Genomic DNA, 23,568 nt, shown 5'->3' with positions numbered 1-23,568 from the left:
GTGGGGGTACGAGGCTGTGCGTAGAGTGGTCGTACAGGTGATCGACGCGGGCGGTGAGGCATGGACTGGCAGAGGTTCGCCGAGGAGATGGCCCTGCTCGCGCGGAACCTGCTGAAGCAGGAGTCGCTGCAGCAGACGCTGGACGAGATCGCGGTGTCGGCCGTGAAGCTGGTGGACGGCTGTGACGCCGCCGGGATCCTCGCGGTGCGCAAGGGCCGCGCCGTGACGCTGGCCTCGCACGGCGACATGGTCGAGGAGTCCGACCGTTGGCAGGGCGAGCTGGGCGAGGGGCCGTGCTTCGACCTCGCCCGGCGCGCCGAGGGGGACCGCGTGTTCCGGATCGCCGACATGACCCGGCCCCAGCCGGACTGGCCCCGCTACGCCGAGGCCGCGCGCGAACTGGGCATCGGCAGCATGACCGGGGTCCTGCTCTACACCCACGACGAGGACTTCGGCGCGCTCAATCTGTACGCCCGCCGCCCGGGCACCTTCACCGAGGACATCGCGACCGCCGGCTGGCTCCTCGCCTCGCACGCCGCGGTCGCCCTCGCCGACGCCCGCACCATCGACCAGCTCGAACACGCCCTGAAGACCCGGCACGCCATCGGCGAGGCCATGGGCATCCTCATGGAACGCCACGGGATGAGCGACGAGGAGGCCTTCGGCGTGCTGCGGAAGATCTCCCAGCACCACAACGTCAAGTTGCGGGATGTCGCCCAGCGGGTCCGGGACAGGCGGGCCGACGATCCGGCGTGAGCGCGGGGGCGCGCGTGGATCGCGCGGGGTCGTCGGCGTCGATCGGGGCGATGCAGCCGGTTTCACCAGCCCCCGGGTCCCCTGAGCAGCCCTCGATGCGACCCGGAGATGCCCCTTGCACGTGCACCGCACAGGCGGTCGTGCGCCTGACTCAGCAGGCCCATTTCCCCTTCCGGCTCGACGGTCAGGTGCGTGCGGGTGCGGGGGTCTCGCGCGCCTGGACGGTCATCACCATCTTTCCCGGCCGCACCGTCGCCCCGCCCACCGGCCGGACCGTCCGGCCCGGGGCCAGGTCGAAGCGCCTGCGCCGCAGGATCGTGGCCACGGCCGTGATCAGCTCGGCGCGTGCGTAGAAGTCACCGATGCACTTGTGCTTGCCGTGGCCGAACGGCAGGTAGGCACCGGACGGCGGCGGCTGCTCCGTGTCCAGCCAGCGGTCGGGCTTGAACGACAGCGGGTCGGGGAAGAGGGCGGGATCGCGGTGCAGGGCGTGCTGGCAGTACGCCAGTTCGGTGCCGGCGGGCAGCGTCCACCGGCCCAGTCGGGTCTCGGTGAGGGTGCGTCGTGTCACCAGAAGACCGGTGTGGTGAAGTCTCAGCACTTCGTCGAGGACACGATGCAGATACGGCAGGCGGGCCTCGCCCTTGGCCCTGACGACGTCTTCGAAGGTCACGGGGCGGTCGGCAAGGACATGGTCGAGCTCGGCGAGGACGCGGGCCTCGATGCCGGGGTGCCGGGTGAGCTCGTAGAGGGTCCAGGAGAGTACGGAGGCGGTGGTCTCGGTACCGGCCACGGCCAGGGTGAGGATCTCGGAGCAGATCTGGTGCCTGGTCATGTTCGCCCGCAGGAGCATGGACAGCATGTCGTCGGCGCCGTTGTCACCGGAGGCGCGGCGCTCAGCCTGCAACGTGTCGACGGCGTCCTCGATGGTGGCGCGTACGGCGTCCCGGGCCCTGTTGAAGCGGCGGTTGGCGGGCAGGGGCAGGCTCTCGACCCAGTCGGGCATCATGACGCGGGCGCCGACGCCGGCCATGACGACCGACAGATCCTCGCGCACGCGGCGGAAGGCGCTGTCGTCGAGACTGTCGGACAGGACGGTCTTCGCGAGCATGTCGAGGGAGAGTTTGACCATGGCCTCCCGTACGTCGAAGGCCTGGCCTGGCGTCCAGCTGTCGACGGCGGCGGTGACCTCGTCGCGCATCTTGTCGACGTAGCGGGCGATCTCGTCGCGGGCGAAGGCGGGCTGCAGTTGATGGCGTTTGTCGCGGTGCACCCGCCCTGCGGCGGTGACCACGGAGTCGCCGAGGAGCTGTCCCATCTTCTCGAAGAACCGGCCCTTGTCGAGGTGGGGCCCGAGGTCCTTGAGCATGACCTGGATGAGGTCCGGGTCCTGGACGATGACGGTTCGGGTGCCGGGCTGCAAGGTGATCTCGACGAGGGGCCCGTAGTCCCGGCGAAGGGAGGCGATGAATCCGAGGTTGTCGCGGATGAGCGGAATCATGTGACCCAGGAACGGCAGGGAACCCGCGGCCCTGGGTATGGGGGGAGACTCAGCGGTCACGACGGTCCTTCCACGAGGTTGACTCCGGATCACTGCCCACCGCATGACCGGCGCCATGCCCGCTGCCGGCGTGGTGCCGGTCACGCGGTGGGGGCGAATGCCGGGGGTCGTTCCCGGTGGCACTCTTGAGCGATGCGACCTGAAACCCCTGCCATCGAGAACGACCTGCGGCACCTGCTCAATGAGTGGGACCCGATCGGTGTAGCCGACGATGTGCGGGACGAGTACGACTGCTTGCTCGCCCCTTTGCTCCAGCGGCTCCGTGGGCGCGCCGACCGGACGGAGATCGGTGCCTTCCTGCGGCACGAACTGGAGGATCACTTCGGCCTGGACCCTCTGGCCGCCCAGCCGGAAGCGATGGCAGCCCGAGTGATCGCCTGGTGGACGGCTGCCGTTGGTGCATCGACCGCCTCAAGTGCCTGATCGGACCGAGGGAGCGGGCGAGTCCTGGGCGGAGAGTTCTTCCGCCAGTTCCATACAGCGCAGGCGGGCCGGGGAGAAGTCGTAGGGCATCTTGCCGACGGCCGCGAACGCGCTCATGGAGTCGGCTTCCCGCGTGTCCCAGGCGTCGAAGAGGGCATCGTCGTCCTCGTCCAGGCCGGACTGCTCGATGACGGCGTGCAGGGCGCTTTCGAAGGCGTGCCGCTCGGCGGCCACTTGAGCCACGCGTGGATCGTCGACGGCGACACTGTCATCGAGTGCCTCCTCGGCGTCATCGAGGCGGTCGGACTCCGCGCGCAGAGCGGGATGCGTGGCCAGGGCGACGAAGCGGGTGGCCTGGACGGCCGCGCCGAGCGGGCCGAAGATCCGCTCGGTGACCAGCAGACTGTCCAGGTCCGCCTGGCGCAGCGAGCCCTCGGGCAGGCTCTTGAGGCGGTCGGTCACGAAGTCGGAGAGCAGACCCGTCCGGCTGCCTTCGGCACGCATCCGCTGCACGGCGGCCCGCTGCCGCCGCACTTCCGCCTCCCGCTCGGCGAGGCTTTCCGCCAACCGCTCCAGGAGGCCCGCGATGGCGTCTTGGCTGTCCGCACCGTCGGAAGCCGGGCCGGTGGTGAAGGCGTCACGGATGTCGTCCAGGGCGATCCCGGCGTCGGCCATCCTGCGGATCCACAGCAAGCGGATCATGTCCTCGTACCCGTAACGCCGGCGGTCATCGCCGCCCCGCTCAGGCTCGGGGAGCAGCCCGATCTCGTGGTAATGGCGAATCGCCCGCGGCGTGCTGCCGACGAAGGCCGCCGCGTCACCGATCCTGACCTGACGGGGCGGCACGAAGGACGAATGCATGAGCGGGGACCTTCCTCAAGACATCGGGGCGCGGGTCCACAGGACCACATGCCGCTACGGAAGGTGCAACGGCCACTGGACGGATTCCGCCCTCTTGGATCCCAGCGGCGGCCGGCGCTGGGATCGCGTACGACGAGGCAGGGCGCCCTGCCCGGCTCAGGACTGAACGGCCGAGCGCAGCTCGGGCAGGGACAGGACCTCGTCCAGCGCGTCGACGTAGAGGTCCACGTGTTCGCGGCGGAAGGTCATGGGCGGCTTGATCTTCAGTACGTTGTCGTGCACACCGTTGGGGAAGACGATGACGCCGCGCTCCTTCATGAGCTCGGTGACCATGAAGGCCTGCTCGGTGGCCGGCGTCTTGGTGGTGCGGTTGCGGACCAGTTCGACGCCGAGGTAGAGCCCTTCCGCCCGTACGTCACCGATGAGCGGTTGGCGTCGCTGGAGTTCGCGCAGCGACTGGGCGAAGTACCCGCCCACGCTCACGGCGTTCTCCCTCAACCCGTCCTGCTCGACGATGTCGAGCACGGCCTCGCCGATCGCGCAGGAGACCGGGTTGCCGCCGAAGGTGTTGAAGTACTTCATGCCCGTGTCGAACGCGTCGGCGATCTCCCGAGTCGTGACCACCGCCGCGAGCGGATGCCCGTTCCCCAGCGGCTTGCCCATCGTGACGATGTCCGGGACCACCCCCTGGAGCTCGAAGCCCCACCAGGGCCCCAGCCGTCCGACGCCGACTTGGACCTCGTCGGAGATGCACAGGGCACCCGCCCGCCTGGCAGCGGCGAACACGCCGTCGAGGTAGCCGTCGGGGAACACGATGTTCCCACCCGATCCCATCAGGGACTCGGCGATGAAGGCGGCGGGGGGCCGGCCGTCGGCCGTGATCCGCTCGATGACGGCCGCGGCGTCGCGCGCGTACTTGACTCCGGCGTTCGCGTCGTCGTACCCGTAAGTACTGCGGTAGCGGTCCGGGATGACTACCTCGTGGGTGGTCGCGGGCGCCCCGGCGCCGCCGGGGCCCTTGTAGCGATTCGGGCTGATCCCGGTCACCACACCGGTGTTTCCGTGGTACGCGCCGTCGATGTTGACGATGTGCTGACGACCCGTCACCTGGCGGGCGATCCGCAGCGCCAGGTCGTTCGCCTCGCTGCCGCTGCACACGAGGAAGACGACCTCGAGCGGGTCGGGCAGCGTGGCCACCAGCTTCTGCACGTAACTGGCGATCTGCGGGTAGACGAAACGGCTGTTGGTGTTGAGCTTGCGCAGCTGCCGGGTGGCGGCGGCCGTCACCCGTGGCTCGGCATGGCCGACGTGGGTGACGTTGTTCAGCGAGTCCAGATAGGCCAGGCCGTCCTCGTCGTGGAACCACACGTCCCGCCCGCGCACGAGGTTCATCGGGGTGCGGTAGTAGTTGCGCTGGGAGCGAGCGATGTGGCGACGGCGCACGGAGACGACGTCGTCGATGGTGGGCACCGCGGCGGGGGCTTCGGTGAACCCGAGGAGCCGGGCGGGGTCGGGTGACAGGTGGCTCCACACCTGCCGTGCGGAGGGCGGCACGACACGGGGCGGCGGCCATGTGGCCATCCGCGCGGTGCGGTGGACCTGTACCTGGACGCAGGGCCCGAGCGGATCCGTTTCCCCGCTCGCGCGGGCGCGTCCCAACAGCGCCCCGGCCGGGACCGTCGCCGCGACGGGCGGCGTGTCGTCGAGTCCCCACCAGCACGTCCAGAACTCCAGCCCCTCGACCGCGTGTCGCAGCACCAACGGCGTCCCGGCGCCACCGCGGGCTTCGACGACGCCAGACAGCGGGCTGCGAACCTCCTCGGCGTCGGCCACGATCAGCGAGCCGCCGACCTGGACCGTCGCGGGCTCGTCGGCTCCCGGGCGGCGCCGGTCCCCCAGGAGCAGCGACGCGCTGAGGTGGGGCACGTAGCCTCGTCGCCGTCGTCCGTCGAGGACGTCGTCGATGCGCGCGCGCACCGCCCTCGCGTCGTGCCAGTCGACTTCGTCGTAGAGGTCGCTTGCGGGTCGCAGGTCGACCAGCCGCGGGGCCGGTGCGTGCGGGGCACCGGCCAGGGCCGTCCCCTCCCCCAGGACTTCTTCCAGACCCCGCTGTTCCCTTGTCGGCGGAAGCCCGCACGCGACCCGGAACGTCGCCTCGGCGACGTCGGGGCAGACCTCGGCCACCCGCGCGATCGCCGGCCAGGTGTGTCGCATGCGGGCCCGCCCGTACGGCGTGTCGCTCTCGGCGACCCGGCGCGTCCACGTCACGGCGTTCATACACAACCGGGCGGCCGCCAAGGGATGGACCGCCGCCAGTTCCTCGGCCGTGAGGGGGAGCACCGAGTGGAAGCCGGCCACGACCTCGGCCGCCGCGGCGAGCGGGTCGGCCTTGCGGACCATGGCGTAGCCCGCCGCGATCGCCACCTCGGCCACGCGCACGCCGTAGAGCGAGTCGCCCAGGTCGACGATGCCCGAGATCCGCGGCACCCCGTCCTCGTCGGCGTCGGCCAGGACGTTGGCGTCATTGAGATCCTGGTGTACGACGCTGCGCGGCAGTCGGTCCAATGCCGGCAGGAGCTCGTCGTACCAGCCCATGATCGTGCGCACCGACTCGACCCGCTCGGCGTCCTGTACGGCGTGCAGCGACGCCTCGACGATCTCGGCGGCTCGGCGCATGTCCCAGTCGTGCGGTTCCAGGCCCACCGGTGGCTCCATGCTGGAGAGTCCGAGGCTCAGCCGCCCGGCGGCCTCTCCCAGCTGACGCAGAAGCGCCGGGGGGTGGTCGTCGAGTTCCGCCAGGACCCGGCCATCGAGCCAGCTCATCACGCGGACCACGTGCGTTCGGCCGTCGTGGACGACGGTGGCGAGGAACTCCCCCTCGCGTGTCGGGACCAGCCGTGGCACCGGAAGGCCGGGAACAGTGGCGGCCAGATGCTGGAAGAGCGCGTTCTGCCAGAGGACGTCGGCCGAGTCAGGATCCGCGCGGGTGACCCGTACGAAGTAGCGCAGGCCGTCGTCGCCGGTGATCCGGACGTTCTGGTCGACCTCCCCTCCCAGTGGGTGCTGGACATATCCCTCCAGTCCGAAGGACTGCCGCAGCACATGGTCGAGGAGCGAGGACGGCAGTGGGCCGGGGTGCCCGGGGACGGTCGTTCCGTTCTGGCCGGTGGTGGTCGCTGAGGTCTGGCCGGTGGTGGTCGCTGAGGTCATCGGTGCGTTCTCTTTCTCGTCGTCAGGTCGCCCGTCCGTCACAGGCCGGGCGCTCATCGAGACGGGGCATCAGCTCAGGCGGCGGCGGTCATGGCGTCCCAGGTGACATGGGCGGCCGGCACGCCGCGCAGCGCCTCGGCCGGTTCCAACGGTGTCCTCGCGGTCCTCGCCCCTCGCCTTGAGCTCGGCGTACTCTCCAGGGGTGTCCTCGGTGATCTCGATCCCGTTCTCCCTGGCGAACCGCTGACACTGACCCGAGGTGATGCGTCAGATGAAACACCGCGGTGAATCCGGCAACAAGGGACGCGAGGCCGCGACCTCGACCCCGTATTTTGTGCCTGTGCACAATCTCTGCCAGAGAGCCCCAGCGGCATATCAGCGGCATCACCCGGAGACGGCGCCTGAGACGGCCCCGCTGTCGGTCCCGGACCCGTCCGGTGACGGCTGCGCTCGGGAGAGGCGGTCCTCATGAACGGCCCGGGACGCCGTCAGGGCGAGGCCCGTCACGACGCCGTGCAGGCCATCGCGCGCCGGCTCCTCGAAGAACGGCTCGACGAACTGACCTCTCGTGCTCTCCAGCAACTGGAAGCCGAGGAGCCCGCCTACGCGTCGGCGGACTGGGACCCCGTCCAGAAACGGGAGGGGATGCGACGAACCCTCGAACTCGCCCTGACCCGGCTGGCCGGCGGTCCCGTGCCCCCGGCGGTCTCGCGCGCCACCGAGGACGTGGGACGCGAGCGAGCGGAGCGGGCGTTCCCCCTGACCGCTCTGATGCACTCCTTCCAGCTGGACCTCAGGACCCTGTGGGAGGCCGTGCTCGCGGAGGGGCGAGTACGCGGCATCAGCGCCGATCCCGACTTCCTCGACGGGCTGATCCGCGTCTGGGAGGCGACGGACGCCAACAGCGTCGAGGTCGTCGACGCCTACCGCCGCACCGAGCGCGATCTGGCGAGCCGGCGTACGGAGGTGCGCAACCGCGCCTTCAGCCGCCTGGTCCTGGAAGGGGAGCAGGACCCCGCCACCGTGGCCGAGGCCTCGACGTTGCTGGGCTTCTCCGAGAACGTCGCCCTGACCGTGGTCGTGGTCGAATCCGTTCCTACCGGTGACCCTGCCGTGTCCCAGGTCGACGATGCGCTGCGACGGGGCGGCCTGGTACGTCACTTCGGATGGATGGGTGATGAACTCCTCGGCATCATCGGTCACGGACGGCGCGATGAGGAGGCCATGCTCGCCATGCTCCGGCCCTTCGCCCCGTGGCGCTGCGGCGTCGCGGAAGTCCCCGGCCTCGCGCTGACGGCGCGGGGCATCCGGTTCGCACGTGCCGCGATCCGCAGCTCCGCACAGCCCGGAGTGCGGCACGTGGAGGGCCACTGGGTCGGGGCGATCATGTCGGCGCAGGAGGAGCTCACCGGTGCGATGGCCACCGGTGTGCTGCGCCCACTGCTCCAGCTGCGCGACAGCGACAGCATCGTCGAGACCCTGCGCTGGTACCTCGACCTGGGCTCCGTCGCCGAGGTGGCGGCACGCACCTACCGTCACCGGAACACGGTGGGCAATCGCCTGCAGGCCGCGGAAGAGGCGACCGGGCTGAAGCTGTCCCGACCGAACGAGGCCGCCCGGCTGGTCCTCGCCCTGGCCTGGCTGGAGACGGACGCGGGCGCCCGCTTCCGGGCGACGATGACCTGATCCACCGCTCGCTGGGCTGGTCGAGGCAGCCGACCAGGGCCGTGACCGAGCAGGAAATTGTGCACAGGCACAAAATGGGCGGTCGATCTCGCGGCCTCGCGTCCCTTGTTGCCGGATTCTCCACGGTGCTTCACTGACGCAACACCTGGAGCCGGAGCGAGGCTCATCGCATCGGAGCAGTGGTCATCCTGCCGCCGACCACCTGATCAGTGTTCGCCGTCCCCGGCCCTCACACCCCCACGCGACATGCCCCTTACGCCTGGAAAGAAGTTGAACATCATGCGCCAGATCGTCACCTTCGATGCCTACGGCACCCTGGTCGACTTCCAGCTCGGCCCCACCACCCTGAAGGTGCTGGCCGACCGGCTGGACCTGGACCGTCTGAATGTCGACGAGTTCCTCGACGACTTCCGCATCATGCGGTTCCACGCCGTCCTGGAGGCCTACCGCCCCTTCCGCGAGCTGCTGCCCGTCAGCCTGGAAACAGCGATGCGTCTGCACGGCCTGGACTACCGGCAGTCCGACGGCGAGGCCCTGGTCGCGGCCGTGCCCACCTTCGGCCCCCACCCCGAGGTCCCGGCCGCCCTGGAGGCGCTGAAGTCCCGGTACGAGATCGCCATCATCTCCAACACCGACGACGACCTCATCGCCCAGAACCTGGCCAACATGGGCGTCGAGTTCGACCATGTCATCACCGCCCAGCAGGCCAAGGCGTACAAGCCGTCCCGGCAGGCCTTCGAGTACGCTTTCCAGGCCATGGACATCGACCCCGCCCAGGTCATCCACGTCGCCCAGGGCTGGGAGTACGACCTCATCCCCACCCGCGACCTCGGCCTCGCCCGCCGCGTGTGGATCAACCGCTACGGCCACAACGGCTCCATGGGCGCCCGCGGCAGCGCCGACTACCAGCCCTTCGACGAGCTGCCCGACCTGTCCGGCCTGCCGGCCCTGCTCGGCTGCTGAAGCCGGGGAGATCCGGCGCGCAAGCGGGTGGACTCTCACCTGCCGAGATCGCGGTTCGCTGCGAGAGATCCACGCCTTGCGCGATCGAATCGCCTTACCATGGCGGGACCGGGCTCACCCTCGCCCCGGCTGGCCCATGACCGGCTTCCGTCCACTCCGGCGAGCGTGGGCGGCGCCCCGTGAACAGCCCCGTCGGTGGGCACCGCAACCCCGGCTTCGCGGGAGGCACACGGTGACGGACGCCAGAATCGGCCGCAGGACGTTCCTACGCGCGGTCGGCGGAGTCGCGGCGGGCGCCGCCGCAACCTCCGTCGCCGCATGCGGCGACCGCGCCCAGCCGAAGGGGAACGCACCCGAGAGCAGCAAGACCCTCGTCGTCCGTGACATCGGCGGTGCCTACGGCGAGGCGAACCGCAAGGCGGTCTACGAGCCGTTCGGCAAGGAGACCGGTATCCAGGTCGATGTGGTCAACATCCCGCGTTACGCGCAGATGCTCGCGCAGATCGAGGAAGGCCGTCCGCAGTTCGACCTCATCGACATCGACATGATCGCGCTGGCTCGTTTCAAGGAGGCCGGCGCCACGCAGGAGATCGACTACGACCGGCTGGAGAACGCGAGGAACGCGGGCATCGCCGACTCCCTGCTCGCCTCGCACGGCGTCGGCAAGAACTACTGGGCCAGCCTCATGGCCTACCGCACCGACCGGTTCGGCGGGAGAGCGCCCCGGTCATGGGCCGACTTCTGGGACACGGGCGCCTTCCCGGGCGGCCGTGCCCTGCAGAGCCCGGACACGGGCCCTCCGGAGCTGGAGTTCGCCCTCCTCGCCGACGGCGTCCCGCTCGACCGGCTCTACCCCCTCGACGTCGACCGGGCCTTCCGGGTCCTCGACGCCCTCAAGGACGACGTACGGGAATTCTGGGCCGACGGTGCCACGCCGGGACGCCTGCTGGAACGCGGCGAGGTCGTCCTCTCCAGCGTCTGGCACGGCCGCCCGAGCGCGCTCATCGAGCGGGGCGTACCGCTCGCGTACCAGTGGAACGGCGCCCGCCGCCAGAGCAGCGGCTTCGGCATCCCCGACGGCGCACGGAACGTCGACGCCGCCTACCGGCTCATCGACTTCGCCCTGCGGCCCGAGGTACAGTCCGGCTTCGCTGAGATCTACCCCATGGGTCCGGTCGTGCCCGCCGCCTACAAGAACCTGCCCAGAGAGGCCGCGGACCTGGCCAGCTCCCCGGAGCACCTCTACACCGGTTTCGACCTCGACGTCGACTGGTGGCTGAAGAACAAGGAAGCTGTGACCGAGCGCTGGCAGGAATGGGCGCGGTCCTGACACGGCAGGAGAGGGCCTGGTCCGGGTGGCCTCGCCCTCCCGATGCCGCCCCTGTGTGCCGTGCCGGGAGGTACGCCCCGTGAAGAGGAAAAGCATCACTGATCGGGTGTCCGGTCTCTTCGGCCGCCGGAGCCGGCGGCCGGCATTCCCCTCCGCGGGGCGCGAGCGCGGGGATCATCGTCGAGAACCCGCCGCGCCGCCCAGACCTCCGGTGCGTTCCATGCTGAGTCCGCGCAGCGTGGCGGGGCAGGTGTTCCTGTGGCAGTTGGCGCTGGTCGTCCTGTTCGCCGCCGCGGCGGGCGTGGCGCTCGTCCTGCAGGCCCGGTACTCGGGCACCCAGGAGGCCCGCCAGCTCTCGCTGGGGGTCGCCCAGACCTTCGCGCGTGCCCCCGGGACGGTCGAGGCGATGAAGTCGGCCGACCCGACCGCCGTACTCCAGCCCCGGGCGGAGGAGACGCGCACCCTGACGGGCGTCGACTTCGTCGTCACGATCGATCCGCGGGGATATCGCTGGACCCACCCGGACCCGGAACGGATCGGGGAGCATGTCTTCGGCCTTCGCGAGGGGGCGGCTGCCGGGCGGCCCATCACCCAGGACTTCGAGGGGAGCCTCGGCCTGGCTGTGGAATCCGTGGTGCCGGTCTTCGACACCGACGGGGAGAAGATCATCGGCTTTGTGTCGGTCGGGGTCACCGTCAAGAGCGTGAACGCCGTCGTGCGGCACCAGATGCCGATCCTGCTCGGTTCCGTCGGCGGCGCACTGGCGCTGGTCATGGGCGGTACCGCCCTGGTGTCGCGGCGGCTGCGCCGCCAGACCCACGGTCTGGACCCTGCCGAGATGACCCGGATGTACGAACACCACGACGCGGTGCTGCACTCGGTGCGGGAAGGGGTCCTGATCATCGGCGGCGACGGACGCCTGCTGCTGGCCAACGACGAGGCGCGGCGGCTGCTGGCGCTGCCCGCGGACGCCGATCGGCGCCCGGTCACGGACCTGGGCCTGGAGGCGGGGATCGCGGACCTGCTCCGCTCGGGCCGGACCGTCACCGACGAGGTCCATCTGGCCGGTGACCGGCTGCTCGCGCTCAATGTCCGGCCCGTCGACGGGCACGGCGGCGGACGCGGCAGTGTGGCCACGTTGCGCGACACCACGGAGTTGCAGGCACTGGCGGGCCGGGCGGCCGTGACCGGAGAACGGCTCCGCCTGCTCTACGAAGCCGGGGTGCGCATCGGCACCACCCTGGACGTGACGCGTACCGCCGAGGAACTGGCCGCGGTGGCGGTCCCCCGGTTCGCCGAGGTCGTCACGGTGGACCTGCGGGATCCGGTCCTGGAGGGTGACGAGCCGGTCGGGCCGAGCCCCGAGATGCGCCGCACTGCGGTACACGGTGTCAAGGGGCCCTGGCCGCTCTCCCCGGTGGGCGAGCTCATCCGCTTCCTGCCCGGTAATCCCGTGGCCGTCAGCGTCCAGGACGGCCGGCCCGTCCTGGTCGCCGACCTGACCGCCTCGCAGGGCTGGGGGGCGAAGGCACCCGAGCGCGCGCGGCGCATCCTGGACTCCGGTCTGCATTCCCTGATCGCCGTGCCGCTCCAGGCCCGCGGCGTGCTGCTGGGGATGGTCAACTTCTGGCGCGTGGAGCAGGAGGCCTACGGCGAGGAGGACCTGGCGTTCGCCGAGGAGCTGGTCGCCCGTGCCGCGGTGGCGATCGACAACGCCCGCCGCTACACGCGCGAGCACGCCCTCGCCGTGACCCTGCAGCGCAGCCTGCTGCCGCGCTCCGTGCCCGACCAGTCCGCCGTCGAGGTCGCCCACCGCTATCTGCCCGCCCGGGCCGGGGTGGGCGGGGACTGGTTCGACGTCATTCCGCTGCCCGGGGCCAGGGTCGCGCTGGTGGTGGGTGACGTCGTCGGACACGGCCTGCACGCCGCCGCCACCATGGGCCGGCTCCGCACGGCGGTGCGCACCTTCTCCTCCCTCGATCTGTCGCCGGACGAATTGATCAGGCATCTGGACGAGCTGGTCACCCGGGTCGACGGCGAGGGTGACGGCGGTGAGGGCGACGACAGCGAAGGAATCACGGGAGCGACCTGCCTGTACGCCGTCTACGACCCGGTGGCCGGTGTGTGCTCGCTCGCCAGGTCCGGGCACCCGGAACCGGCCCTGGTGCGTCCGGACGGCACGGTCGAGCACATGCCGGTGCCGGTCTCCCCACCACTGGGGCTGGGCGGCGGCATGCCCTTCGAGAGCGCCGAGTTCACCCTGCCCGAGGGCTCCCAGCTGGTTCTGTACACCGACGGTCTCGTCGAGGACCGCAACCGGGACTTCGACGCCGGTATCGACAAGCTGCGTGACGCCCTGGCAGGCCCCGGCCGGACCCCGGACGAAACATGCCAGGCGATCCTCGACGCCCTGTTGCCGGCCCGCCCCAGCGACGACATCGCCCTGGTCGTCGCCCGGACTCGTCTGCTGGACCCCTCCCTGGTCGCCGAGTGGGAGGTGCCCGAGGATCCCGCGGCCGTCGCCGGGATCCGCTCCGGTGTCGCCCGCCGCCTGACGGAGTGGGGCCTGGAGGACCTCTCCTTCTCGACCGAACTCGTGATCAGCGAGCTGGTCACCAATTCGATCCGCTACGGCACCGAGCCGAGACGGCTGCGGGTGCTCCGGGACGGCAGCAGCCTGATCTGTGAGGTCGCCGACGGCAGCAGCACCTCTCCGCACCTGCGCCGGGCAGCCGACACCGATGAGGGTGGGCGGGGCCTGTTCCTCGTAGCCCAGTTCACCCAGCGCTGGGGCACCCGCTACCTGGCCCGCGGCAAGGTGATCTGGACCGAGCAGTCACTTCTCGGCACGTCCGCCGAGCCCGGCGCGGACATGACCGAAGCACTGCTGGAGCAGTGGAGCGACGCGGACTGGTGAGCGTCGTCCACGGGTGGGTTCCCTTCGGTCGCGCCCGTGCCGGGCCGGGGCTCAGAACGCCGTGTAACCGCCGTCCACGGGCAGTACGGCACCGGTGACGTACGACGACTCCGGACAGGCGAGGAAGAGAACCGCGTCGGCGACCTCGTCGGGCGTGGCGAGTCTGCGCAGCGGGATGGAGTCCTCCCTGAGGCGCTGGTAGGCGGCGGGGTCGGGCCGGCGCTGGAACGCGGCCTCGATGAGCGGTGTCATCGTCAGACCCGGCGCGACCACGTTGACGCGGATGTTGCGGGGCGCCCATTCGATGGCGGCGCCGCGGGCGAGTGCGATGAGGCCGCCCTTGGCGGCGGAGTACAGGGTCTGGTCCGGCATGCCGACCATGCCGAGTCGCGAGCTGACGCACACCATCGACGCTCCCCGCTCGGGAGCCAGTGGCATCAGGTGCTTCATGACCAGGAACGAACTCAGCAGGTTGCTGTGGAGCACGTCGCGTGCGGCGTCGTAGGTCATGTCCGTGAGCGGGCCGGACGCCTGGAGCCCATGGCACAGGACGACCACTGCGACGTCCCCGAGGTGGTCCGCCGCTCGGGTGGCGAGCCGGGCGACGAAGTCCTCGTCGTTCAGGTCTCCCGCGAGGTAGAGGTCGTCCGGATGCTCTTCGGGCGGCTCGGACCGCCGCCCGGTCAGCAGGAGGTTGGCACCCTCGCGACGGAAGTGGGACGCGACCGCCTGGCCGATCCCGCTCGACGCTCCGGTGATGACGGCATTGACGTTCTCGAGTCTCATGTTCATTCCCGTCAGACCACTACCTGGCCGCTGCCCGCGACGGCCTCCGGGCGCAGGAGGCCGGCGAGTCGCTCGGCGGGCAACAGGCCCTTCTCCAGTACGAGTTCGGCCACACCCCGGCCGGTGGCCAGGGCTTCCTTGGCAATATCGGTGGCCGCCGTGTACCCGATGTGCGGGTTCAGGGCGGTGACCAGCCCGATGGAGTTCTCCACGCTGCGGCGCAGTGCCTCGGTGTTGGCGGTGATGCCGTCCACGCAGCGTTCGGCGAGCGTCAGGCACGCGGCCCGCAGGTGCGTGATGGACTCCGACAGACTGTGCAGGATGACCGGCTCGAAGGCGTTGAGCTGGAGTTGCCCGGCCTCGGCGGCCATGGTGATGGCGACGTCGTTGCCGATCACCTCGAAGGCGACCTGGTTGACGACCTCGGGAATCACCGGGTTCACCTTGCCCGGCATGATCGACGAACCGGCCTGCACCGGCGGCAGATTGATCTCTCCCAGCCCCGCCCGCGGCCCCGACGACAGCAGCCGCAGGTCGTTGCAGCTCTTGGACAGCTTCACCGCGATCCGCTTCAGCACACCCGACATCTGCACGAACGCGCCGCAGTCCTGGGTCGCCTCCACCAGGTTCGCCGCGGTGACCAACGGCAGACCGGTGATGCCGGACAGGTGACGGCGGGCCGATTCGGCATACCCTGCGGGGGCGTTCAGACCCGTGCCGATCGCCGTGGCACCCAGGTTGATCTCATGGATCAACTCCACCGCCTCGGCAAGCCGGGACCGGTCCTCGTCGATCATGACGGCGTACGCGGAGAACTCCTGGCCGAGGGTCATGGGCACCGCGTCCTGCAACTGCGTACGGCCCATCTTGAGCACGCCGCGGAACTCGACCGCCTTGCGGGCGAACGCGTTCTGGAGCACCGTCATCGCCTTGAGCAGGCCGTGCACCGCGAACACCGTGGCGATCTTCACCGCGGTCGGGTAGACGTCGTTCGTCGACTGGCCGAGGTTGACGTCCTCGTTGGGGTGCAGGTACCGGTACTCGCCCTTGGCACGGCCCAGCAGCTCCAGCGCCCGGTTCGCGATGACCTCGTTGGCGTTCATGTTGGTCGACGTACCGGCACCGCCCTGGATGACATCCACGACGAACTGGTCGTGCAGCTTGCCGGAGCGGATCTCCCGGCACGCGCCGACGATCGCCGCCGCCTTCGCCGGCTCCAGCAGCCCGAGCTCCTCGTTCGCGAGAGCGGCGGCCTCCTTCACGGCCGCGAGGGCGTCGATCAGGTGCGGGTGGGCGGAGATGGGCGTACCGGTGATGGGGAAGTTCTCCGTCGCGCGCAGGGTGTGGACACCCCAGTACGCGTCGCCGGGAACGTCCCGGTCACCGAGCAGATCGTGCTCGATGCGGGTCACGCTGTTCATGAGGCTGGAGACCTTGTCTCGGGAGGGGGGTGGGGGCCTTCCGCGTCACCGCGCGCAAGGCCCCCGTGGTGTCACCGGTGTCGGTACCTGCTCAGAGCAGACGGTCCTTCGCCTTGTAGTAGGCGCCGCCGAACGGCAGGAACCAGGGAGTGCCGTTGTAGAGGGGGACGGGCACCTTCGGGAAGCCGAAGCCGCGCATCGGGTTCGCCTCGGGGTTGCCGTCCATCATCTCGGCGACCGCGCGGCCCATGTACGTGGCCATCTGCACGCCGTGACCGCAGTAACCCATGGAGTAGTACAGGCCGTTCACCTCGCCCGCGTGCGGAATGCGGTCCCAGGAGAAGCCGACCATGCCGCCCCACACGTAGTCGATGCGCACCCCCGCCAGCTGCGGGAAGATCTCCGTCATCTCCCGCTTGAGGATGTCCCCGCTCTTGACGTCGGACGCCGGGTTGGACGGGGCGAACCGGGCCCGGCCGCCGAAGGCGAGGCGGTTGTCGGGGGTGAGACGGATGTAGTTGCCGACGTTCTTGTGGGCGACCAGCAGGCGGCCGTTGGGGATGAGCTCCTTGGCGCGCGCCTCCCCCAGCGGCTCGGTGACGATGACGAAGCTGCCGACGTTGATCAGCCGCTTGCGGAACCACGGCATCGACTGGTCGGTGTAGGCGTCCGTCGCCGCCATGACCTGCTTGGCACGAATGGTGCCGCGCATGGTCTCCACCACGAAGCCGCCGCCAGGCAGGCGCGTGAGGCCGGTGGCGGCGTTGCGCTCGTGGATCTCGGCACCGGCACGCTCGGCGGCGTCCGCCAGGCCGACGACGAACTTGCCCACGTGCAGGGCTGCGCCGAGCGGGTCGAGCAGGGCGCCGTGGTAGTAGTCCGAGCCCAGCTCGGCGCGCAGCTCGCTCTTGCTCAGGACGACCGTCTCGTGGCCGAAGTTCTCGGCCAGGTCGCGCTGCTTGGCGTGCATGCCCTCAAGGTGCTTGGGCTTGCAGACCAAGCCGAGGCGGCCGGCACGATGGAAGTCGCAGTCGATCTTCTCCTTGACCGCGATCTCCTCGACGAGGTCCACAGCGACGCGGAACGCGTCATAGAGCTCGCGGGCGCGCTCCTGCCCGTAGCGCTGGCGGGCCTGGGCCGGGCTGATGGTGATGCCGGGGTTGCAGTGGCTGCCGTTGCGCCCGGAGGCGCCCGAACCGACCTGGTCCTTCTCGACCAGGACGACCCGGGCACCCTTACGGGCGGCGTGGTAGGCGGTGGACAGGCCGGTGAGGCCGCCGCCGATCACCACCACATCCGCCTCGTCGGGCAGGTCCTTCCCGGAACGGTCGGGCAGGGCGGGGGCTGTGTCCATCCAGTAGGGGATCTGCTTCATGGCGTGCGTCCTCTGTGTTCTCGGTCTGTTTCGCCGGTGCGCCGTCGGTCAGCAGCCGAGCAGCTTCGGCAGGCCCGACAGGTCGGGCAGCTCGTCGTAGGGCTGGTAGTCGGCGCTGCCCTTGCGTCCGTAGCGGTTGATCCACACCCGGCGCTTCAGGCCCAGGTCGCGGGTCGGGATGTGGTCGTACTCCCAGCCCTGGGCGACGTGGATGACCTGCGAGGGCTCGACACCCATGGTCCGGTAGGCGTGCTTGAAGGTCTGGCGGTCGGGCTTGTAGGCGCCGGCCTGCTGGGCGGTGATGACGTAGTCGAAATCGACGCCGATGTTCTCGACGTTCCGCGCGATCAGGTTGTCGTCGGTGTTGGAGATGATGGCGATCTCGTACTTGGTCTTCAGCTTCCGCAGGGCGTCGGGGACTTCGGGGAAGGGCCCGAAGGTGGGGACGGCGTCCACGAGGGCATCGCCGTCGGAGTCGCGGTACTCCAGGCCGTGCAGGCGCATGGCGTTGCGCAGGCTGGAGGGCAGGATCTCGTGGTAGGGGCGGTAGGCCTCCAGGACGGCCTGGAAGCGCATGACGCGGAAGTCGTCGAGGAACTCGTCGACGTCCAGGTTGTCCAGATCGAGCCGGTCCTCGAGGACCTTCAGGGTCGTGGGGCCGAGCTCGAAGTTGATCAGGGTCGCATAGGCGTCGAAGGTGACGATCTCTCGCATGGTGTCCAGCCTTGGTCTCTAGCGGTGTGTGCGGGGTGGGGGCTTCAGACGACGCGTTCGCCGGGGGCGACGATCGCGTCCAGTGCGGCCAGGTCGGCCGGGCTCGGTGTCCAGTCGGCCGCCGCCGCGTTGGCGGCGACCTGTTCGGGGGTCATGGCTCCGCAGATGACGGAGCCGACGGCGGGGAGGGCCGCCAGTGCGCCGACCGCGACCTGGAGGAGGGTCAGGCCGCGTTCGGCGCCGTACTCGGTGAGCGCCTCGACCGTGTCGAGGGCCGCATCGGTGAGCCAGCCCTGCCGCCAGGACAGCCGGCTGCCGGGCGGGGGCTGCTCGCCGCGCCGGTACTTGCCGCTGAGCAGGCCGTTGGCCAGCGGGTAGTACGGCAGCAGACCTACGCCGTGGCGCAGGCAGGCGGGGATCAGGTCCTGCTCCACGCCTCGGTCGAGCAGGTGGTAGCGGTTCTGGGTGGACACGAAGGCGTCCGTGATGTGCTCGGCGGGGAGGTTGGAGCAGCCGATGTACCGGATCTTGCCCTCGTGGACCAGCTCCTGGAGCGCGGCGAGCGTCTCCTCCAGCGGCGTGACGCCGTCCGGCTCGTGGTACTGGTACAGGTCGATGCGGTCGGTGCCGAGCCGGCGCAGGGACGCCTCCACCGCGTACCGCAGGTAGGCGCGGGATCCGCGCGGGCCGTACAGGTCGGCGTCCCGGCTCATCTCCATGCCGAACTTGGTGGCCAGCACCACGTGGTCACGGCTGCCCTTGAGCGCGGCGCCGAGGAGCCGTTCGCCGTCGCCGCGGGAGCCGCCCCGTTCGCCGGCCCCGCCGTACATGTCGGCGGTGTCGAACAGGGTGATCCCCGCGTCGAGCGCGGCGTGGACGACGGCCTTGGTGCCCTCCTCGTCGAGGCGGGCGCCGAAGTTGTTGCCGCCGACGCCGACCGCGGAGACGGTCGGGCCGCGCTCGCCGAGCCGCCGGTATCTCATGACCGGTTCCCGAACCCGATGCAGACGTTCTTGGTCTGCAGGTAGCTGGCCAGTCCTTCGAGACCCTTCTCCCGGCCCCAGCCGCTGTGCTTGTAGCCGCCGAAGGGCAGTTCGACGCCGGTGCCGACGCCGGTGGCGTTGACATAGACCTGGCCGGCCCGGATGCCCTCGGCCATCCGCATCGCCTTGTCGATGTCACGCGTCCACACGTACGAGGCCAGGCCGTACGGGCTGTCGTTGGCGATCTCCAGGGCCTCGGCCGGGTCGTCGAACTCGATGACGGTGACGACGGGGCCGAAGATCTCCTCGCGGGCGCACCGGGCCTGGTTGTCGAGGCCGGTGAGGACCGTCGGCTGGACGAAGTAGCCGTCGGCCAGTTCGGGGTCGGCGGGGGCGCCACCGCCGGCCCGTGCCACGGCGCCTTCCTCGCGGGCCAGCTCCAGGTAGTCGAGGACCCGGTCCCGCTGCCGTGCGGCGACGAGAGGGCCGACGTCCGGGTCACTGAGACCGGGGCCGATGCTGAGGGAGGCGGCGTGCGCGACGAGCTTGTCCAGGAACTCCTCGGCGCCGCGCTGGAGGAGCAGCCGGGTGCCGGCCGAGCAGGTCTGCCCGGCGTTGCCGAACGCGGAGGCGGCGACCGCGCCGAGCGCCAGGTCGAAGTCGGCGTCGGCGAAGACGACGACCGGGGACTTGCCGCCCAGTTCGGTGACGGAGGGCACCACGTTGGCGGCGGCGGCCTGGGCGACCTTGATGCCGGTCGGTACCGAGCCGGTGAAGGTGACCTGGTCGATGTCCGGGTGGCCGGCGAGGGCCGCGCCGGTCTCGCCGTCACCGGGGACGACGTTCAGCACGCCCGGCGGAAGACCGCATTCCAGGGCGATCCTGCCGATCTCCAGCGGGGTGAGCGGCGCCTCGGGGGACGGCTTGAGGACGACCGTGCAGCCTGCGGCGAGCGCCGGGGCGGAGCCCCGCGCGGTGTTCTGGAGTGGGTAGTTGAACGGGATGATGTGGCCGGAGACGCCGATCGGCTCACGGACGGTGTAGTCGATCAGGCCGGGGCCGAGCGGGATCGTCGAGCCGCCGAGCTTGTCGGCGACGCCCGCGTAGAACTCGAAGTAGCGGGCGGCCGCTTCGACGTCGTTCTTGGCCTGGCGCAGCGGCTTGCCGACGTCCTGGCTCTCGATGCGGGCGAGCCGTTCGCCCTGGTAGCGGATGGCCTCCGCGATGCGGAACAGGATCCTGCCCCGGTCGGCGGCCCGCATCCGGGCCCAGTCGGGAGCGGTGAAGGCCGCGCGGGCGGCGGCCACCGCCTGGTCCACGTCCGCCTTGCCGGCCAGCGCCACCTGGGCGATGGCCGTGTCGTTCGACGGGTCGAGGACGGTGAAGGTGCGTCCGTCGGCGGCGGGGACGTGCTTGCCGTCGATCAGCAGCTCGGTCAGTTGCAGCTCGGTCGGTTGCGGTGCGCCGCTCATGGCTGGATCTCCCCGAGCACCTCGCCGAAGATGACGACCTCGTCGCCCGGGCGGACCGTGCGGATCCGGCGGACCCAGAGCACGATGCCGTCCTGCGGCGCGGTGACCTCTTCCAGCGTGGTGCCGTAGTGGTCGGTGATGGTGGCGATCAGGTCGCCTTCCTTGCAGGTCTCCCCCGGCTCGGCGCGGGCGACGAAGAAGCCGCCGGAGGCGGACCGGGCGAAGGTGCCGGAGACCGTGGTGTAGGTGTCCCGCAGCTGGGCCGCGCCGTCGATCAGGCCGAGGCTGCGCAGGATGTTGCGGATCGAGTTCATGTGGTGCTCGACGTTGGTCTCGCGGTAGGTGGCGCCGCCGCACTCGATGGTGATGGCGGGCTTGCCGGCCTCCAGGACGGGGTGGCGGACCGTACCGCCCCACTTGCCGCCCTTCCAGACCAGCTCGTGTCCGGCGGCGAGCGCCAGGTCCGTCGCCAGCTCCTCGTAGCCGCCCTGGAGGATGACCAGCGGGGCGATCTCGCCGTAGGCGCCGCCGGTGTGCAGGTCGACCACGGCGTCGACGGCCGGCACGACCTGCTCGACGAAGGTGGCGGCCAGCCGCTGCGAGTACGAGCCCTCCGCGTCACCCGGGAAGATCCGGTTGAGGTTGAGGTGGTCGATGCCGCTGGCGCGGGCGGCCGCCTCGAACGCCGGGGTGTTCAGGCAGGGGATGCCGACGACGGTACCGCGCAGCGTGGCCGGGTCGAGCTCGGCGAGCACACGGCGGATGGCCTCCTGGCCGTCGTACTCGTCGCCGTGCACGCCCGCGTCCACGCACAGGACGGGGCCGTCCTGGACGCCGTTGACGACGATCAGCGGAATGCCGAGCTCCACGCCGTAGCTGCTGGTGCCGACGGGGATGAGGCCGTGGGCACGCTCACCCGGAGCGACGGTCAGCGGACCGATGGAGTACATGTGGTTCCTTCCCAATACGTGGATCAGATGCGGGACGAGGCCTCGGCGAGGACGCCCGCGATGATCGCGGCGATACGGTCGAGGACGGCGCGGTCGCTGATCAGCGGGGGCGCGATCTGGACCAGTGGCGCGGAGCGGTTGTAGACGCGGGCCAGCAGTCCGGCCTCGCGCAGTCGGCGCGGGATCAGGTCGACGATCAGCTCGGCGCGGGCCTTGGCGCTGAAAGCGCCGTCGTCGAGGTCGCCGACGAGTTCGCAGGAGTAGAAGTACCCGGTGCCACGGACGTCGCCGACGAGGGGCAGGTCCTTGAGGGCCGTCATCCGCCTGGCCAGGTCGCCCTGGAGACCGCGGACGTTGTCCAGGACGCGGTCCCGCTCCATGATCTCCAGGTTGCGCAGGGCGATGGCCGTGCTCAGCGGGTGTCCGGCGAAGGTGTACCCGTGGTTGAGGACCGTGCCGGGCCGGTTGATGACCTCGGTGATCCTGGTGCCGACCAGGGTCGCGCCCAGGGGGGCGTACCCGGCGGTGATGCCCTTGGCGACGGTGACCATGTCCGGGCGGGCCCCGTAGAGGTCGCCGCCGAACCACTCCCCCACCCGGCCGAAGGCCGTGATGACCTCGTCGGCGACGAGCAGGAAGCCGTACCGGTCGGCCAGCGCCCGCAACCCCTGCCAGTAACCCCGGGGCGGGGTGATGCAGCCGCCCCGGTTCTGCACCGGCTCGGCGATGAGCATCGCGACGGTCTCGGGCCCCTCGGTCAGGATCGCGGCCTCCAACTCCGCGAGCAGCCAGGCCGTGTACACCTCGTCGTCCGCGAACTCCGGTGCGAGACCGAAGCGGTTGGTGTTCGACACGAACCGGGTGTCGATCGCCGGCGGACCGTACGGCTCCGTCAGACCGGGGTCGTCGGTGAGCGAGAGCGCGCCGAGGGTCAGCCCGTGGTAGGCGCCGCGCCGGGCGATCGCCTTGGTGCGGCCGGGCTCGCCGCGCAGGGCGTGGTAGCGGCGGGCTATCTTCCAGGCGGTCTCGACGGCTTCGGCGCCGCCGCTCGAGAAAAAGGTGTGCTCGATGTCGACGGGGGCGATCCTGGACAGCCGCTCGGCGAGTTCGATGGCCGAGGGGTGCGCGGATCCGGTCCACAGCGGGCTGTAGCACAGCTCGCGCAGTTGCCGTCCGGCGGCCTCGGCGAACTCGGGGCCGTAGGAGTAACCGAGCTGGCAGCAGTAGAGCCCCGACAGGCCGTCGATATAACGCCTGCCGTCCGCGTCGTCGACGTACGGGCCCTCCCCTCGCTGGACGACGAGGAGGTCCTCGCCTTCGTCGCCGAGCGATCCGTTGGCGGTCATGTGCAGCAGCAGGTGCCGCTGCGCGGTGGCCGCGGTCAGCTGAGCGGCGACGGTGGTCATACGGCCTCGCCTCCGGGGTTGGCGACGCCGACGGTGTTCTCGACCGAGAGCAGGGAGTCCTGCCGTCCGGAGCCGAGCCAGCGCACCAGGGCCACCAGACCCAGGGCGAGGATGGCGAAGGCGATGAGGATCGCGCTGACCGCGGTCACGCTGGGATCGATCTCGAAGGTCAGCGAGTTGTAGACCTGCACGGGCAGGGTGACGGTGTCGACGGAGGACAGGAACTGGGAGATGTAGAACTCGTCGAAACTGGTGATGAAGGAGAAGATCGCCGCCGCGATCATGCCCGGCGCCGCGAGCGGGAAAGTGATCTTCCGGGCGATCGTCAGGCGCCCCGCGCCCATGCTGGCGGCGGCGTCCTCCAGGCGTTCGTCGATGCCGCGCAGGGTCGCGATCAGGATCAGCACCGCGATCGGCGCGGCGAGCACCGTGTGACCCAGCGCGATCGCGATCGGGCTGCCCAGCATCGCGGCCGGCTCGAACAGCAGGAACAGCCCGAGCGCGGTGACGATCTGCGGAATCACCAGCGGTCCGAGGACCAGGGCGAACACCGCTGAGCGCAGGGGGAGTTCGCTGCGGACCAGGGCGGTGGCCGCGGTGACTCCGATGATCAGGGAGAACACGGTGCTCAGGGCCGCGACCAGAGCGGACAGGGACAATGCGGCGGGCCATTTGCTGCCGTCGGCGAACAGGGCCTTGTACCAGTTCAGCGTCCATGCCTCGGGAGGAAACGAGGCGAAGGCGTTGTTGCTGA

At 70.5% G+C, this 23,568-nt stretch carries 18 protein-coding genes; 6 read left to right on the top strand and 12 right to left on the bottom strand.

The genetic code is table 11. The features are described from left to right. Positions 1-60 precede the first annotated feature (60 nt). Positions 61-756 carry an ANTAR domain-containing protein gene (locus tag ACFZDE_RS38235; RefSeq protein ID WP_391214095.1) on the top strand — a complete coding sequence of 232 codons (696 nt, stop codon included), beginning with the start codon at positions 61-63 and terminating at the stop codon, positions 754-756. A gap of 184 nt (positions 757-940) precedes the next feature. Here the strand turns inward: ACFZDE_RS38235 and ACFZDE_RS38230 are convergent, their stop codons facing one another. Then, a complete protein-coding gene (locus ACFZDE_RS38230; RefSeq protein ID WP_391214230.1) occupies positions 941-2,362 on the bottom strand; it encodes a cytochrome P450 in 1,422 nt (473 codons plus the stop codon). A gap of 87 nt (positions 2,363-2,449) precedes the next feature. Here ACFZDE_RS38230 and ACFZDE_RS38225 point away from each other — a divergent pair, with 87 nt between their 5' ends. After that, entirely contained in the window at positions 2,450-2,740 is a 291-nt protein-coding gene (locus tag ACFZDE_RS38225; RefSeq protein WP_391214089.1) for a hypothetical protein, read from the top strand. Here the strand turns inward: ACFZDE_RS38225 and ACFZDE_RS38220 are convergent. Beyond that, entirely contained in the window at positions 2,729-3,601 is an 873-nt protein-coding gene (locus tag ACFZDE_RS38220) for a MerR family transcriptional regulator (protein ID WP_391214086.1), read from the bottom strand. The two genes, ACFZDE_RS38225 and ACFZDE_RS38220, sit on opposite strands and share 12 nt — an antisense overlap. Positions 3,602-3,757: 156 nt before the next feature. Then, the gene (locus ACFZDE_RS38215) at positions 3,758-6,811 is read right to left on the bottom strand and encodes an aminotransferase class III-fold pyridoxal phosphate-dependent enzyme (RefSeq protein WP_391214076.1); all 3,054 of its coding nucleotides are present in this window, start codon (positions 6,809-6,811) and stop codon (positions 3,758-3,760) included. A gap of 468 nt (positions 6,812-7,279) precedes the next feature. Between ACFZDE_RS38215 and ACFZDE_RS38210 the strand changes: the two genes are divergently transcribed. From ACFZDE_RS38210 to ACFZDE_RS38195, 4 genes are all read left to right on the top strand, one after another. Next, positions 7,280-8,497: a helix-turn-helix domain-containing protein gene (locus ACFZDE_RS38210; RefSeq protein ID WP_391214063.1), complete on the top strand. Its 1,218-nt coding sequence runs from the start codon at positions 7,280-7,282 to the stop codon at positions 8,495-8,497. Positions 8,498-8,776: 279 nt separating this feature from the next. Then, complete coding sequence (locus ACFZDE_RS38205; RefSeq protein ID WP_391214056.1) at positions 8,777-9,460, top strand: haloacid dehalogenase type II; 684 nt, start codon at positions 8,777-8,779, stop codon at positions 9,458-9,460. A gap of 232 nt (positions 9,461-9,692) precedes the next feature. Next, complete coding sequence (locus tag ACFZDE_RS38200; protein WP_391214048.1) at positions 9,693-10,790, top strand: extracellular solute-binding protein; 1,098 nt, start codon at positions 9,693-9,695, stop codon at positions 10,788-10,790. Positions 10,791-11,010: 220 nt separating this feature from the next. Continuing rightward, the gene (locus tag ACFZDE_RS38195) at positions 11,011-13,707 is read left to right on the top strand and encodes a SpoIIE family protein phosphatase (RefSeq protein WP_391214038.1); all 2,697 of its coding nucleotides are present in this window, start codon (positions 11,011-11,013) and stop codon (positions 13,705-13,707) included. A gap of 51 nt (positions 13,708-13,758) precedes the next feature. Here ACFZDE_RS38195 and ACFZDE_RS38190 read toward each other — a convergent pair whose 3' ends face one another. The 9 genes from ACFZDE_RS38190 to ACFZDE_RS38150 form a co-directional block, all read right to left on the bottom strand. Then, entirely contained in the window at positions 13,759-14,493 is a 735-nt protein-coding gene (locus tag ACFZDE_RS38190; RefSeq protein WP_391214028.1) for an SDR family oxidoreductase, read from the bottom strand. Positions 14,494-14,504: 11 nt separating this feature from the next. Beyond that, on the bottom strand, positions 14,505-15,914 hold the full coding sequence (gene aspA, locus ACFZDE_RS38185; RefSeq protein WP_391214021.1) for an aspartate ammonia-lyase: 1,410 nt from the start codon (positions 15,912-15,914) through the stop codon (positions 14,505-14,507). A 91-nt stretch (positions 15,915-16,005) separates the two neighbouring features. After that, a complete protein-coding gene (locus ACFZDE_RS38180; protein ID WP_390999644.1) occupies positions 16,006-17,289 on the bottom strand; it encodes an FAD-dependent oxidoreductase in 1,284 nt (427 codons plus the stop codon). A 48-nt stretch (positions 17,290-17,337) separates the two neighbouring features. After that, positions 17,338-18,003 (bottom strand): HAD-IA family hydrolase, encoded by a 666-nt coding sequence (locus tag ACFZDE_RS38175; protein WP_390999646.1) that lies wholly within the window; start codon positions 18,001-18,003, stop codon positions 17,338-17,340. Positions 18,004-18,047: 44 nt separating this feature from the next. Beyond that, positions 18,048-18,986 (bottom strand): aldo/keto reductase, encoded by a 939-nt coding sequence (locus tag ACFZDE_RS38170; protein ID WP_391214010.1) that lies wholly within the window; start codon positions 18,984-18,986, stop codon positions 18,048-18,050. Then, on the bottom strand, positions 18,983-20,458 hold the full coding sequence (locus tag ACFZDE_RS38165; protein ID WP_391214003.1) for an aldehyde dehydrogenase family protein: 1,476 nt from the start codon (positions 20,456-20,458) through the stop codon (positions 18,983-18,985). Before ACFZDE_RS38165 ends, ACFZDE_RS38170 begins: the two co-directional genes overlap by 4 nt. Next, complete coding sequence (locus ACFZDE_RS38160) at positions 20,455-21,408, bottom strand: succinylglutamate desuccinylase/aspartoacylase family protein (RefSeq protein ID WP_391213996.1); 954 nt, start codon at positions 21,406-21,408, stop codon at positions 20,455-20,457. Before ACFZDE_RS38160 ends, ACFZDE_RS38165 begins: the two co-directional genes overlap by 4 nt. Before the next feature lie 23 nt (positions 21,409-21,431). Further along, on the bottom strand, positions 21,432-22,814 hold the full coding sequence (locus ACFZDE_RS38155; protein ID WP_391213987.1) for an aminotransferase class III-fold pyridoxal phosphate-dependent enzyme: 1,383 nt from the start codon (positions 22,812-22,814) through the stop codon (positions 21,432-21,434). Then, positions 22,811-23,568, bottom strand: a 758-nt coding sequence (locus ACFZDE_RS38150) for an ABC transporter permease subunit (RefSeq protein ID WP_391213976.1), incomplete at its 5' end; no start/stop codon positions are given. The genes ACFZDE_RS38150 and ACFZDE_RS38155, both read right to left, overlap by 4 nt.

This window comes from Streptomyces sp. NPDC007929 (genome assembly GCF_042959065.1).
Lineage (GTDB): Bacteria > Actinomycetota > Actinomycetes > Streptomycetales > Streptomycetaceae > Streptomyces.
The sequence above is the reverse complement of the archived record's forward strand: the minus strand, read 5'-3'. Positions and strand labels throughout refer to the sequence as shown.